The organism is Croceibacterium sp. TMG7-5b_MA50 (genome assembly GCF_039830145.1).
Classification (GTDB): Bacteria; Pseudomonadota; Alphaproteobacteria; order Sphingomonadales; family Sphingomonadaceae; genus Croceibacterium.
In genome coordinates this window covers 35,448-48,948 of the sequence record NZ_CP156082.1, presented here as the reverse complement: position 1 = coordinate 48,948, position 13,501 = coordinate 35,448, and the positions used below count along the sequence as shown (strand labels likewise).

Annotated in this window: 12 protein-coding genes; 7 read left to right on the top strand and 5 right to left on the bottom strand. The window is 68.4% G+C overall.

Annotation, left to right across the window (positions count from 1 at the left end; all coding sequences use genetic code 11):
- Both ruvB and ruvA read right to left on the bottom strand, forming a co-directional pair.
- Positions 1-1,032, bottom strand: coding sequence for a Holliday junction branch migration DNA helicase RuvB (ruvB, locus tag V5740_RS00250; RefSeq protein ID WP_347303100.1), 1,032 nt, complete (start codon positions 1,030-1,032; stop codon positions 1-3).
- A 4-nt stretch (positions 1,033-1,036) separates the two neighbouring features.
- The gene (gene ruvA / locus V5740_RS00245; protein ID WP_347303099.1) at positions 1,037-1,639 is read right to left on the bottom strand and encodes a Holliday junction branch migration protein RuvA; all 603 of its coding nucleotides are present in this window, start codon (positions 1,637-1,639) and stop codon (positions 1,037-1,039) included.
- Between the two features lie 212 nt (positions 1,640-1,851).
- On the opposite strand from ruvA, the gene aroC reads away from it, so the two are divergent.
- The 5 genes from aroC (at position 1,852) to katG (ending at position 8,479) form a co-directional block, all read left to right on the top strand.
- On the top strand, positions 1,852-2,925 hold the full coding sequence (gene aroC, locus V5740_RS00240) for a chorismate synthase (protein WP_347303098.1): 1,074 nt from the start codon (positions 1,852-1,854) through the stop codon (positions 2,923-2,925).
- A 96-nt stretch (positions 2,926-3,021) separates the two neighbouring features.
- Positions 3,022-3,660, top strand: a complete 639-nt coding sequence (locus tag V5740_RS00235; RefSeq protein ID WP_347303097.1) for a hypothetical protein — start codon at positions 3,022-3,024, stop codon at positions 3,658-3,660.
- Between the two features lie 135 nt (positions 3,661-3,795).
- Positions 3,796-4,362 carry an alkyl hydroperoxide reductase subunit C gene (gene ahpC / locus V5740_RS00230; protein ID WP_347303096.1) on the top strand — a complete coding sequence of 189 codons (567 nt, stop codon included), beginning with the start codon at positions 3,796-3,798 and terminating at the stop codon, positions 4,360-4,362.
- Positions 4,363-4,483: 121 nt separating this feature from the next.
- On the top strand, positions 4,484-6,082 hold the full coding sequence (gene ahpF / locus V5740_RS00225; RefSeq protein ID WP_347303095.1) for an alkyl hydroperoxide reductase subunit F: 1,599 nt from the start codon (positions 4,484-4,486) through the stop codon (positions 6,080-6,082).
- 177 nt (positions 6,083-6,259) lie between these two features.
- The gene (katG, locus tag V5740_RS00220; RefSeq protein ID WP_347303094.1) at positions 6,260-8,479 is read left to right on the top strand and encodes a catalase/peroxidase HPI; all 2,220 of its coding nucleotides are present in this window, start codon (positions 6,260-6,262) and stop codon (positions 8,477-8,479) included.
- Positions 8,480-8,497: 18 nt separating this feature from the next.
- Here the strand turns inward: katG and V5740_RS00215 are convergent, their stop codons facing one another.
- The 3 genes from V5740_RS00215 to V5740_RS00205 form a co-directional block, all read right to left on the bottom strand.
- The gene (locus V5740_RS00215; protein WP_347304545.1) at positions 8,498-9,721 is read right to left on the bottom strand and encodes a cation:proton antiporter; all 1,224 of its coding nucleotides are present in this window, start codon (positions 9,719-9,721) and stop codon (positions 8,498-8,500) included.
- 135 nt (positions 9,722-9,856) lie between these two features.
- On the bottom strand, positions 9,857-10,417 hold the full coding sequence (locus V5740_RS00210) for a Smr/MutS family protein (protein WP_347303093.1): 561 nt from the start codon (positions 10,415-10,417) through the stop codon (positions 9,857-9,859).
- A 27-nt stretch (positions 10,418-10,444) separates the two neighbouring features.
- The gene (locus V5740_RS00205; RefSeq protein WP_347303092.1) at positions 10,445-11,110 is read right to left on the bottom strand and encodes a Tim44/TimA family putative adaptor protein; all 666 of its coding nucleotides are present in this window, start codon (positions 11,108-11,110) and stop codon (positions 10,445-10,447) included.
- A gap of 231 nt (positions 11,111-11,341) precedes the next feature.
- On the opposite strand from V5740_RS00205, the gene secB reads away from it, so the two are divergent.
- Entirely contained in the window at positions 11,342-11,866 is a 525-nt protein-coding gene (secB, locus tag V5740_RS00200) for a protein-export chaperone SecB (protein ID WP_347303091.1), read from the top strand.
- 26 nt (positions 11,867-11,892) lie between these two features.
- The gene (gene murJ / locus V5740_RS00195) at positions 11,893-13,497 is read left to right on the top strand and encodes a murein biosynthesis integral membrane protein MurJ (protein WP_347303090.1); all 1,605 of its coding nucleotides are present in this window, start codon (positions 11,893-11,895) and stop codon (positions 13,495-13,497) included.
- The last annotated feature ends 4 nt before the right edge of the window (positions 13,498-13,501 follow it).

The window sequence follows — 13,501 nt, the reverse complement described above, 5'->3', positions numbered from 1 at the left end:
CTAACCTTCGGCGTCGTCGAACAATCCACCCTGCGGCCCCGTCGGTGGGCTCAGGCCCAGGTGCTTCCAGCCGCCATCGTTCAGGCACCGGCCCCGCGCGGTGCGGGCGACGAGGCCGAGCTGGATGAGGTAGGGTTCCACCACCTCCTCGATCGTGTCGCGAGGTTCGGCAAGGCCGGCGGCGAGCGTCTCCACGCCGACCGGGCCGCCCTTGTAGATGCCGGCGATCATCTGGAGGTAGCGGCGGTCCATGGCGTCGAGACCGAGGCTGTCCACTTCCAGCCGGGTCAGCGCGTCATCCGCCAGCGCGCGGGTCACGACGTCGCGCCCCGCCACATGGGCGAAGTCGCGCACGCGCCGCAGCAGCCGTCCGGCAACGCGGGGGGTACCGCGCGAACGGCGGGCGATCTCCCGTGCGCCATCGGGATCGATGGCGAGGCCAAGCAGCCCTGCGGCGCGGGTGACGACGCGGGTCAGTTCCCCCTCGGTATAGAACACCAGCCGCAGGGGAATGCCGAAGCGGTCGCGCAAGGGAGTGGTCAGCAGGCCCTGCCGCGTCGTGGCGCCGATCAGGGTGAAGGGCGGCAGGTCTATCCGCACGCTGCGCGCCGACGGCCCTTCCCCGATGATGAGGTCCAACGCGCGGTCCTCCATTGCAGGGTACAGCACCTCCTCCACCACCGGGTTCAGGCGGTGGATCTCGTCAATGAAGAGCACGTCGTGCGGTTCGAGGTTGGTGAGGAGAGCGGCGAGGTCGCCCGCCTTGGCGATCACGGGGCCGCTGGTGGCGCGGAAGCCGACGCCCAGTTCCTTGGCCACGATCTGCGCCAGCGTGGTCTTACCCAGGCCCGGCGGGCCGAAGAACAGGACATGATCCATCGCCTCCCCCCGGCTGCGAGCGGATTCGATGAACACGCGCAGGTTCTCCCGCGCGGCTTCCTGCCCGGTGAAGTCGCGTAGCGACTTGGGACGGAGCGCGGCGTCGGCGTCTTCGGCCATGCGCTGCGGCGAAAGGTCGGGATTGGTGCTCATGATCTCACCCCGACGCCAGCTTCAGCGCCACGCGCACCAGCGTGTTGAGGTCGGCACCCTCGCCCAGTTCGTCCTGCGCCCGCGCCACGGCGCCAGCCGCGACCGCGGGTTTGAAGCCAAGGTTCTGCAACGCGCTGACCGCGTCGCCGCTGGCGCTGCCGGGAGCCGCAGCGGCGACGCTGGCCACTCCGCCGCCGCCGGGCATGGCGCCGGCCCGGTCCTTCAACTCGTTGACGATGCGCGCCGCCAGCTTCGGCCCCACGCCGTTCGCCCGCGCCACCGTCGCCGCGTCACCCGCGGCGCATGCATCGCGCAGCTCGGCCGGAGCGAGGGCGGAGAGGATCGCCAGCGCCACCTTCGATCCCACCCCCTGCACATGGGTCAGCAGCCGGAACCAGTCCCGCTCCTCCCCCTTGGCGAAGCCGAGCAGGCGCATGTCCGTCTCGCTCACCTGCAGGTCGGTGTGGATCGTGCACCCCTCCCCCACATTGCCGAGCGCGGCCAGCGTGCGGCTGGAACAATGGACCATGTAGCCGACGCCGCTGACATCGATGATCGCCCAGTCGACGCCCGTTTCCGCCAGCCGGCCGGAAAGGCGGGCGATCATCGGCCGGCCCGGTGCAAGGTGGGCACGGTGTCGTCCAATCCGCGGAAGTTGACACTAAGTTGACACCTCCCACGGCTGCCGCGGCCACCGGCGCGGCGACAGGTCGAGGGTGCGGGGAAGAGGCCGTGATCGGTCATGGGCCGTCCCTGCCAGATGCGCCGGGCGTAGGAAAGTGGACAGGCCCGCCAGCTTGCCGCAATAGCCTGCCCCGCATGAGCTGGAACACATTCGGGCGCGTCCTTCGCTTCACCACCTGGGGGGAAAGCCACGGGCCGGCACTGGGCGCGGTGGTGGACGGGTGCCCGCCGGGGCTGGCGCTGGACGAAGGCGCGATCCAGCCCTTCCTGGATGCAAGGAAGCCCGGCACCAGCCGCTTCACCACGCAGCGGCGGGAGGCGGACGAGGTGCGCATCCTGTCCGGCACCTTCGAGGGGCGAACTACGGGCACGCCGATCAGCCTGATGATCGAGAACACGGACCAGCGGTCCAAGGATTATGGCGAGGTGGCGAAAGCCTATCGCCCCGGCCACGCCGATTACGCCTACGACGCCAAGTACGGCTTCCGCGACTATCGCGGCGGCGGGCGGTCGAGCGCGCGGGAGACGGCAGCGCGGGTGGCGGCGGGCGCGGTAGCGCGGCTGGTCATCCCTGAAGTGACGATCACCGCCTGGGTCAGCGCGATCGGTGGCGACGCGATCGACCCCGCCAATTTCGATGCTGCCGAGATCGGGCGCAATCCGTTCTTCTGCCCCGACCCGGTCGCTGCCGCACGGTGGGAGGGGCTGGTCGATGCGGCGCGCAAGGACGGGTCGAGCCTGGGCGCACTGGTCGAATGCGTCGCCACCGGCGTGCCCGCCGGCTGGGGTGCGCCGCTTTATGCCAAGCTCGACGCCGATCTTGCCGCCGCGATGATGGGCATCAATGCGGTGAAGGGCGTGGAGATCGGCGAAGGCATGGCCGCCGCCGCCCTGCGGGGGGAGGACAATGCCGATCCGATGCGCCCGGGCACCGATGGCGGCGGGCCGGAATTCACCGCCAACCATGCGGGTGGCATTGCCGGCGGCATCGCCACCGGGCAGCCGGTGGTGGTGCGGATCGCGTTCAAGCCGACCAGTTCCATCCTGATCCCGCAGGACACCGTGACGCGCGACGGCACCGCGACGCAGCTTGCCACCAAGGGCCGCCACGATCCCTGCGTCGGCATTCGCGGGGTGCCGGTGGTGGAGGCGATGATGGCGCTGGTGCTGGCCGACCATAAGCTGCTGCACCGCGCGCAGGTGGGCTGAAGCGCTTTCATCAACAAAGGTGCTGGCGCCCGCCGGGAACATGGCGCAACATCGGCGGCGGGATAGGGGTGGAAGCCGGGGGGCAGCGCCGAGTCGATGGAAACAGCCGCGGCGCAGATGCCCTGGGACCGGATCATCGCCGCGGCGGCCAGCTCTCCGCTGGGCGTCGTTTCCCTTGTCACGCTGGTCGCCGGGTTCGTCGCCGTGCTGCTGTTCCGCGATGCCGGGGAGCGGACGCGGCTGCTGGTGTTCGGCGCGCTGGTGCTGGGCCTGGCCGGGGTGGTCGGCGCGGTGCTGCGCGAACGCAGCGAGGCGGTGCCGATTCATGCTGGACCCGACGATGGCCCGACCGACACCCCCACCGACACGCCGGACACCCTCGCCGACACAGGCGCGGACGATGCGGCCGCCGATGACACGAAGCTTTCCCCCGTGGACGAGGAGCCGGTGCAGCCGGCCATCGTGCAGATCGCGGGCGACTGGCGCGATGCGGATGGCGCCACGTACCGGATCGAGCAGGATGGCGCCGCCGTGACGATCCAAGGCTTCGCAATGGGCCAGCTGGTCGCGCAGGGCGATGGGCAGGTGGATGGGCGGCAATTGCGCTACAGCTTCATCAACGCGATCCACGGGTCGCGCGGGGACTGCACGGGCCGGATCGCGGCTGACGCGCAGGAAATCTCCGGCCGATGCGACACCACCATGGGCCCGATGCTGTTCACGGTAAGGCGCTAGGCCAGTTCGTCGCATCGCGTCGGCGGCACCCATTATCGCAATCGATCAATGCAATCGGAATGTTGCGTTGGCGAGATGTGCTGCACCGCACTATCTGCCGGTCAGACACACCGCCACAACGGAGCATTTCGACCCATGGGTATCATCGGCAGCACCATCAAGCCGTTCAAGGCGACCGCCTATCAGGAAGGTCGCGAGTTCTTCGACGTGACGGAAGCCGACATCGCGGGCAAGTGGGCGATCTTCTTCTTCTACCCCGCCGACTTCACCTTCGTCTGCCCGACGGAGCTGGAGGACCTTAACGAGCACTACCCACAGCTGCAGAAGCTGGGCGTGGAAGTGTTCGGCGTGTCGACCGACACGCATTTCAGCCACAAGGCGTGGCACGACACGTCCGAGAAGATCGGCAAGATCAAGTACGCCTTCCTGGGTGACCAGCTGCACACGCTGTCCAAGAACTTCGGTGTACTGCGCGAGGAGAGCGGCCTGGCCGATCGTGCGACCTTCGTGATCGATCCCGACGGCGTGATCCAGATCATGGAGATCACCTGCGAAGGCGTCGGCCGCAACGCGAACGAGCTGGTCCGCAAGATCCGCGCCGCGCAGTATGTCCGCAACAATCCCGGCCAGGTCTGCCCGGCCGCGTGGGAAGAAGGCAGCGAGACGCTGGCCCCCTCGCTGGACCTTGTCGGCAAGCTCTGACGTTTAGCCCATAACACCCCGAGCCCCTGGCATCGGGTCGCATGGCCCGGGGTATCCTGATCTTATCGGACAGGACGCCCCGGGCTTTCGCATCTGTAGAACACGGCACAGGAGTTCCCCCATGCTCGACGCCACCATGACGCAGCAATTGCGCCAGTACCTGGGCAATCTGCGCGAACCGATCGAACTCGTCGCCTCGCTGGACGAAGGCAAGCGGAGCGCGGATACGCGCGAGCTGCTGACCGAGATCGCGGCCCTGTCCGACCTCGTCAACGCGACGTTCGACGGGGACGATGCGCGCAAGCCCAGCTTCATCATCCGCCGCGCCAGCGATGCGGGCAAGTGGGTCCGGTTCGCCGGGCTGCCGATGGGGCACGAATTCACGTCACTGGTGCTGGCGCTGCTGTGGGCCGGCGGACACCCGCCCAAGGTGAGCGACGAGGTGCTGCAGCAGATTGCCGGTCTGGAAGGTGAATACGCCTTCGAGATGTATTTCAGCCTGTCCTGCCACAATTGCCCGGACGTGGTGCAGGCACTGACGCTGATGGCGCTCTACAACCCGCACATCACCGCCACGCTGATCGAGGGCGGATCGTTCCAGGCCGAGGTGGACGAGCGGGGCGTGATGGCCGTGCCCGCGACCTTCCTGAACGGCGAGATGTTCGCCAGCGGGAAGATGGGCGTGGAGGAGATCCTGGCGAAGCTGGACACCGGCGCATCCGCCCGTGCCGCGGCGAAGCTGGCCGACAAGAAGCCGTTCGAGGTGCTGGTCGTCGGTGGTGGTCCCGCCGGCGCGGCGGCGGCGGTCTATACCGCACGCAAGGGCTTCGCCACCGGCGTCGCGGCCGAACGCTTCGGCGGGCAGGTGCTGGATACGTTGGGGATCGAGAACTTCATCTCCGTGCCATACACCGAAGGGCCGAAGCTGGCCGCGCAGCTGGAGGCGCATGTGGCCGAGTACCCGGTCGACATCATGAACCTGCAGACCGCGACGAAGCTCATCCCGGCGCGGCAGGCTGGCGGCATGCATGAGGTGGTGTTCGAGAACGGCGCGTCCCTGAAGGCGCGGTCGCTGGTGCTCAGCACCGGTGCGCGCTGGCGCAACCTGGGCGTGCCCGGCGAACAGGAGTACCGCAACAAGGGCGTGGCTTACTGCCCCCACTGCGACGGCCCGCTGTTCAAGGGCAAGCGCGTGGCGGTGATCGGCGGCGGCAATTCGGGCGTGGAGGCGGCGATCGACCTCGCCAACATCGTCGGCCATGTCACGCTGGTGGAGTTCGACACGAAGCTGCGCGCCGACCAGGTGCTGCAGGACAAGCTGCGGTCCATGGCCAATGTCGACATTCTGCTGAACGCCCAGACGACGGAGGTGACCGGCGATGGCGCCCGTGTGAGCGGCCTCCGCTACAAGGACCGCGCCACCGGCGTGGAACAGGCGGTCGCGCTTGAGGGCGTGTTCGTGCAGATCGGCCTCGTCCCCAACACCGAATGGCTGAAGGACAGCGGGCTGGAACTGTCACCACATGGCGAGATCGTGATCGACGCCCATGCCGCCACCAACCTGCCCGGCATCTTCGCGGCGGGGGACGTCACGACCGTGCCGTACAAGCAGATCATCATCGCCATGGGCGAAGGCAGCAAGGCGGCCCTGTCCGCCTTCGACTACCTGATCCGCAACGAGGCGGTGGAGGAGATCGCGCAGGCTTACGCCGACGCCTGATCCGCCTCATCGGCCAACATCACGGCGCGTCGCGGCTGGGGCTGCGGCGCGCCGTTTTGTTTGGGGGTCGATCGTTTGTTGAACGACTTTCTCTCTCAACATCATCGGAACGTCGCGTTGGTGCAGTCTGTTTGGCAGGAGTAGCTTCGCACCATCATACGAGGAGAGGACTCGATCATGGACATGAAGACGGGCGAGATGTCGGGCGGTTGCCCCTTCAACGACAACGTTAAGCCGCGCACCCTGCTCGGCCGAACGAACCGCGACTGGTGGCCCGATGCGCTGCCGCTGGAGATCCTGGGCTATGGCGGCGTGTCGCCCGATCCGATGGGCAGCGACTTCAACTATACCGAGGCGTTCAAGCAGCTCGACTACGATGCGCTGAAGGCCGACTTGCTGGCGCTAATGACCGATTCCAAGCCGTGGTGGCCGGCGGATTACGGGCATTACGGGCCGTTCTTCATCCGCATGGCGTGGCACGCGGCGGGCACATACCGCACCGCCGACGGGCGCGGCGGGGCCAATAGTGGCCAGCAGCGGTTCGAGCCGCTGAATTCCTGGCCCGATAACGGCAATCTCGACAAGGCGCGCCGGCTGCTGTGGCCGATCAAGCAGAAGTACGGCAAGCACATCAGCTGGGCCGACCTGTTCATCCTGACAGGCAACGTCGCCATCGAATCGATGGGCGGCCCGGTGTTCGGCTTCGGCGGCGGTCGCAAGGACGTGTACGAGGCGGAGCGGGACATCTACTGGGGCTCCGAAGACACGATGGTGGGTCATGCGGACAACAAGACCCGCATCCTGCCCGAAGAGGACCTCGACCTGGAGACGCCGCTGGCGGCGATCCAGATGGGGCTGATCTACGTCAACCCCGAAGGGCGCGGCGGCAACATGGACCCGCTGCAATCGGCGCACGACATCAAGGTGACGTTCGAGCGGATGGCGATGAACCCGGAGGAGACCGTCGCCCTCACCGCCGGCGGCCACACCTTCGGCAAGGCGCACGGCGCGGGCGATGCCAGCCTGGTCGACAAGTCGCCGGGCGAGGCGGAGATCCACCTGCAGGGCCTGGGCTGGACCAGCAAGTTCGAGACCGGCATCGGCGCGCACACCATCACCAGCGGCATCGAGGGCGCGTGGGTCAACACGCCGACCGAATGGAGCGAGAACTACTTTCGCCTGCTGCTGGATTACGAATACGAGATCGTCACCAGCCCGGCCGGCGCGCGCCAGTGGCAGCCGATCAACCAGCGCGAGGAGGACATGGCTCCCGACGCCCACAATCCGGGCAGGAAGGTGCCGACCATGATGACCACGGCGGACATGGCGCTGAAGGTGGACCCCGAGTTTCGCGAGATTTCCGAGCGGTTCCGCAACGATCACGAGGCGTTCAAGGACGCCTTCGCCCGCGCCTGGTTCAAGCTGACGCACCGCGACATGGGACCCAAGGTCCGTTACCTGGGGCCGGAGGTCCCGGCGGAAGACCTTATCTGGCAGGACCCGGTGCCGGCGGGCACGATGCCGTCGGACGCGGATGTCGCCGGCTTCAAGCAGGCGATCCTGGGCGCAGGTCTCTCCATCGGGCAACTGGTCCGCACGGCCTGGGCTTCCGCCTCGACCTATCGCCGGTCCGACCATCGCGGCGGTGCAAACGGTGCGCGGCTTCGGCTGGAGCCGCAGCGTGGCTGGGCGGTCAACGACCCGGAGGAGCTGTCGCAGATCCTGTCGAAGATCGACGGGTTGCGCGGGTCGCTGTCGATGGCCGATGCCATCGTCCTGGCCGGCAGTGCCGCGGTGGAGCAGGCGGCGCGTGATGCCGGCTTCGACGTCGCCGTGCCGTTCAAGGGTGGGCGTGGCGATGCCACGCAGGAATGGACGGATGCCGACAGCTTCGCGGTGATGGAGCCGCAGGCTGATGGCTTCCGCAACTACCTGAAGACGCGGCAGTCGGTGAAGACGGAAGAGCTGCTGCTCGACCGGGCATCCCTGCTGGGCCTGTCGGCGCCGGAACTGACGGTTCTGGTCGGTGGCCTGCGTGTGCTGGGCGCCAATCAGGGAGACAAGCCGGAAGGCGTGTTCACCACCCGCAAGGGGCAGCTGACGAACGACTTCTTCGTCAACCTGCTGGACATGGACACGGTGTGGGAGCTGGTCGACGAGAGCAGCGACGAGGAGTTCATCGGCTATGACCGGGCCGGCCGGCAGGAGAAGTGGCGGGCGACCCGCACCGACCTGATCTTCGGTAGCAACTCCCAGTTGCGTGCCACGGCGGAGGTTTATGCCGAGACGGGGCACGAGGAGAAGTTCGTGCGCGACTTCATCAAGGCGTGGACCAAGGTGATGGATGCCGACCGCTTCGACGTGGAAAGCCGCCCGGTGGGCGATCGCCGCGTCTGATCTTCCCAAGCAAGAGCCCTAGAATGGGTCGCCGGAGCCGGCTCCTTCCCCATGCGGGAGGGGGCCGGCTTTGTCATAAAGGCGCCGCCGCACCATCGGCATGGTCAGCATCGTGCTGCCGAGCGCCATCAGCAGCAGCGCGGTGAAGGTGTCCGCGCTGATGATCTGCCGGTCGAGCAGGATGTTGGCGAAGATGATCATGATCAGCGCCTTGGTCTGCAGCAGCCAGCCGATCGTCAGCGCCTCTCCCCGTGGCCAGCGCAGGATGCGGCCGGCCAGGCCCACCCCCGCCAGCTTGCCGCCGACGGCCGCGGCCAGCAGCAGCGCGGCGGCGGCAAACACCGTCCACCCGCCCATGCCCCATTGCGTACGCAGGCCGGTGGAGAGGAAGAACACCGGCATCAGCGCCAGCAGCACGAAACCGCGGAACCGGTCCATCGTCGCCTGGTCGAACAGCCTGGCATCCAGCACCATGCCGGACAGGAAGGCGCCGACCATGAAGTGCAGCCCAGCCCAATCGCCGGCGAAGCCGCAAGCGGCGAGCCATGCCAGGCTGATCGCCCAGCGATCGGCCGGTCGCACCCGCGCCAGCAGCCAGCGCATGGCGAGGGCGGCGGGGATGAAGCCGAGCAGGAACCCGGCCTGCCGCCCGACCCGATCCCAGTCGAGCAGGATCAGCGCCAGCACACCCCAGATCGCCACATCGTCCAGACTGGCATAGCGCAGCACGCGCTGCCCCAGCGCGCTGCGCAGGATCTCCAGCCGTTCCAGGAACAGGACCAGGATCGGCAGCGCGGTGACGGCGCAGGCCATGCCGATGCCCAGCACCACCTGCCAATCCTGCCCGGCGGCGCCCCGCCAGCCGGGTGCCCGCAGCAGCAGCCATGCCGCGGCGCTGCCCGCCAGCAGCGGCACCAGCAAGGCAAGCGCGGCGGTGAGCCCCGTCTCCGCCCGCCGCTGCCATGCCTCCGCCGTGTCGAGCTCGATCCCCGCGATCCACACGAACAGCATGACCGCCCACATGGCGATCCCGTTAAGCGATCCGATCGTGGCCGGGGTGAAGATCGCGGCATATGCGCCGGGCCACGCGACGCCCAGCACGCCGGGGCCAAGCAGAATACCGCCGACGATCTGCACCACCACCAGCGGCGCCCACGGCTCCGTCCGAGCCAGGCGCCAGACCAGCCATGGCAGCGTGTAGATCACCAGCATGGCCAGGAGGAACGCCTCCGCCGGGTTCATGTGCACGTTCAGCCCCTCCCCTGCCCACCCGATCCGGAGGTGCGCAGCAGGGGCTATAGCGTTATCATTGTTGCAGGTGCAGCTACTTTCCCCGTGCCCTGCGAAACCGATACCCGCACGCGGGCAAAAACGGGTCTAACGCTGGCGGCGCAGCACAAGGTACAGCGCGCCATCGCCACCATGGCGGCGATGGGCGTTGCGGATGGCGACCACGTCCGACGCATGTGGGCCTGCGGCCAGCCAGTCGAGCACCTTGGCGCGGATCGCCCCCCGGCTGGTGCCGCGATCCGCCGGATCGGCCGGGCGCGGCCGGCCGGTCACCAGCAGCACCAGTCGCGCGCCCATCGCATGCGCCTGACCGATGCCCATGTGCAGGCGGGTGTAGGCCTGGTCCAGCGTGTGGCCGTGCAGGTCGATGGTGAAATCGGGCGCGATCGCCGCCCTTGCGAGTCGCCGATCCCAGCCGGCGTCCAGCCCCTGCTGCTGCGCCAGTGGCGGCGTGTGGCCGCGTGCGGATGAAGGGGCTGGCGGCGCCGCGCGACCGGGCGGCGGCGGCGGAGAGGGTGTGGCGGGCGGTTCCACCGCCGGCACCGGTCGGGGCGGCAAGCGCCGGCCGGGCAGCGGGGTCACGCTATGGGCCAGCCGGCTCCATGCCGCCTGTTCCCCGGCGGTCAAGCCGCGCGGGGGGCGGGCCATAGGTCAGGCGATCGCGAGTGCCAGGCCTCAGCCCTCGTCCGTCTCGTCCAGCAGCCAGTCGGGATCGGCCGAGTCGAGATCGCGGCTGAAGGTCCAGACGTCACGCGCCTCGATCGCGTCGACCAGCGATCCGGCGATGACATTGCCGTTCCGGTCACGGGTGACGGCGGCGATGTCCGCCACGAAGAGGACCGCAATGCGCGCGGTGCGGCCGGTCAGGCTGGCGCCTTCGATCCGCACATCCTCTATCCGGACGAGCCGGTTGTCGAGCGTCTCGCCCGCCGCCTCGCGCGCGTCGATCGCGCTGGCGAAGCTGGCATAGACGTCATCGTCGCACAGACTGCGCAGTTCCTCCCGGTCGCCGCGCCAGAACGCTTCCAGGATCATGCGGTAGGCGCCGCGTGCGCCGCCGACGAATTGTGCCGGGTCGAACCGGCGATCCGCCATGGCGATCTGCCGCAGCGCGGTTTCCGCCGCGGCGGGCACACCGGCGATGGGGCGCGCCGCCTCCGCTTGGGGACGGACGCGATCGGTCTGCGGAGCGGACAGCGGGCGGGGGGCGGCCCCGTCGGCGCGATCAAAGCGTGTCGGCACCACCGGCTCCTCCTCATGCTCGGCCCGGCGGCCCAGCACGGAATACAGCCGCAGCCCTAGGAAGGCTGCGATCATGGCGAGGATGACGATCTCGATCACGTTTCTGTCCCGCTGCAGGCCAGCGGCTGTAACCGTCCGGCCTTAAGAAAGTTTGGTTCCTGCCAGAAATAGGCGCGGATCACAAATACGCAACGCAGCGGAGGGCGGCTGGTGCCCCGCCAGCGACGGGCTGGCCGTTGCAGCGGCGCGGGCGCGATGCTACTCGCCGCGCTTCCTATCCGCCCGCGCGCTGGTCGCGCCTGCATTCCTTTACCGAAAGCGCTTACGATCATGGCCGAAGAAGGCGACGTGCTGACCAGTCTCGACAATCTCAATGGCGCCAACGGCCACGACACGGCGCCCGTCGCCGGGCTGGTGACGCAATATGTGAAGGACCTGTCGGTCGAGAACCCGCGCGCGCCGGAAAGCTACCAGTGGCAGGAGCAGCCGCAGTTGGACGTGCAGTTCAACATCGGCGCGCGCAAGATCAATGACGAGTTCACCGAGGTCGAGCTGAAGATCACCACCGCCGCCAAGACCAGCCAGGGCACCGCCTACCTGGTGGAGCTGGCTTATTGCGGCCTCGTCGGCATGCGCAACATGAACGACGACCAGCGCCATGCATTCTCCTACGCGGAGGCGCCGCGTATCCTGTTCCCGTTCGCCCGCCGCGTGATCGCCGATGCTGTCCGCGATGCCGGCTATCCGCCGCTGCTGCTCGATCCGATCGACTTTAACGGCCTGTACCTGCAGCAGCTGCAGCAGCAGCGCAGCCAGGCGGAACAGCTGGCCGGCGAACCGGCGGGCGAGGCCTGATCCTCTAGCACAGGCGGGGCCGGCGGATGAGCCTGGTTCGTAACGTCGGCACGATCGGCGGGCTGACCGCGGTCAGCCGGGTATTCGGGTTCATCCGCGACATGCTGGTCGCCCGCGTGCTGGGCGCCGGCCTCGCCGCCGATGCGTGGCAGCTGGCCTTCACCCTGCCCAACACCTTCCGCCGGCTATTCGCGGAAGGGGCGTTCTCCGTCGCCTTCGTGCCGATGTACACGCGGCGCCTGCATGGGGCCGACAGCGAAGGGGGCGGGGAAGAGGCCGCGGACCGCTTCGCCGGTAATGTCCTGTCCGTGTTCGTCTGGGTGCTGCTGGGCTTTTCCGCCCTCGCCATGCTGGTGATGCCAGGCATCGTCTGGCTGCTGGCGCGCGAATATCAGAGCGTGCCGGGCAAGTTCGAGCTGGCGGTCACGCTGTCGCGTATCACCTTCCCCTATCTGCTGCTGGTCAGCCTGGTGGCGATGCTGTCGGGCCTGCTGAACGCACGCAGCCGCTTCGCCCCCGGCGCCTTCGTGCCGGTGTTGCTGAATGTCGTACTGATCGCAGGCATCATCACAGGGTATTATTGGCGGCAGGCCAGCGGCAACGATGCGGCGGTCGCCTATGCGCAGGCCTTCGCCCTGGCCGCCGCGGGGGTGGCGCAGCTCGCCTATATGGGCTGGGCCACGCGCCGGGCCGGCGTGCGGCTCAAGGTTACGGCACCGCGCTTCACGCCGGACGTGCGGCGGCTGGGCATGCTAATCCTGCCGGCGACGTTCGGCGCGGGCATCTACCAGATCAGCCAGCTGGTCGACACGTTCTTCGCCACCAGCCTGCCGCAGGGTTCGCTGACACTGCTGAAGCTGGCGGACCGGCTGAACCAGATGCCATTGGGCATCTTCGGCATCGCCTTGGGCACCGCGATCCTGCCGATGCTGGCACGCCATATTCAAAGCGGCGACGCACGGGAGGCGCAGCGACTGCAGACCAATGCGGTGGAGGTGGCGACGCTGCTCACCCTGCCTGCCGCCGCCGCGCTCGCCATCTGCGCGCCCGCCTTCGTCACCGCCTTCTTCGTCGGCGGGCGGATGACGCCCGCGGACGGCGCGATCATGGCGGACATCGTGGTGGCGCTGGTCTGCGGCCTGCCCGCCTATGTGCTGGTGAAGGTGTTCCAGCCGGCGTTCTTCAGCCGGGAGGACACGCGCACCCCCGTGTGGTGCGCCGCCGGCACGCTGGCGATCAACATCGCGCTCAACTTCTACGTCGTGCCGCGATACGGCATCGTCGGGCTCGCGGCGGCGACCGCCTTCACTGCGACCCTGAACGTGCTGACGCTGTATGCGGTGCTGCAATGGCGCGGCTGGTTCCGCTTCACCACCAAGCTGGGCGGGCGGGTTGCCCGGCAGATCGTGGCGACCGCGGTGATGAGCGCGCTGCTCGTCTGGCTGGTGCCCTGGCTCTCCCCATATTTCGGCGGCAGCGTGGGCGCGCGGGTCTGGTCGCTGGCGGTGCTGGTTGGTGGCGGGGCGGCGGCGTTCTTTGTCGTCGCCTGGGCGATCGGCGCGATCGACCGCGATCTCATCGCGCAGCTGCGCCGACGCCGGCCGCAGAAGCCCGTCGACCTTGCCGAGTAGGGGC

Excerpts from the sequence above, each read along its gene's own strand:
- ruvB (WP_347303100.1), bottom strand. The coding sequence starts at position 1,032 with ATGAGCACCAATCCCGACCTTTCGCCGCAGCGCATGGCCGAAGACGCC.
- ruvA (WP_347303099.1), bottom strand. The coding sequence starts at position 1,639 with ATGATCGCCCGCCTTTCCGGCCGGCTGGCGGAAACGGGCGTCGACTGG.
- aroC (WP_347303098.1), top strand. The coding sequence starts at position 1,852 with ATGAGCTGGAACACATTCGGGCGCGTCCTTCGCTTCACCACCTGGGGG.
- V5740_RS00235 (WP_347303097.1), top strand. The coding sequence starts at position 3,022 with ATGGAAACAGCCGCGGCGCAGATGCCCTGGGACCGGATCATCGCCGCG.
- ahpC (WP_347303096.1), top strand. The coding sequence starts at position 3,796 with ATGGGTATCATCGGCAGCACCATCAAGCCGTTCAAGGCGACCGCCTAT.
- ahpF (WP_347303095.1), top strand. The coding sequence starts at position 4,484 with ATGCTCGACGCCACCATGACGCAGCAATTGCGCCAGTACCTGGGCAAT.
- katG (WP_347303094.1), top strand. The coding sequence starts at position 6,260 with ATGGACATGAAGACGGGCGAGATGTCGGGCGGTTGCCCCTTCAACGAC.
- V5740_RS00215 (WP_347304545.1), bottom strand. The coding sequence starts at position 9,721 with ATGAACCCGGCGGAGGCGTTCCTCCTGGCCATGCTGGTGATCTACACG.
- V5740_RS00210 (WP_347303093.1), bottom strand. The coding sequence starts at position 10,417 with ATGGCCCGCCCCCCGCGCGGCTTGACCGCCGGGGAACAGGCGGCATGG.
- secB (WP_347303091.1), top strand. The coding sequence starts at position 11,342 with ATGGCCGAAGAAGGCGACGTGCTGACCAGTCTCGACAATCTCAATGGC.
- murJ (WP_347303090.1), top strand. The coding sequence starts at position 11,893 with ATGAGCCTGGTTCGTAACGTCGGCACGATCGGCGGGCTGACCGCGGTC.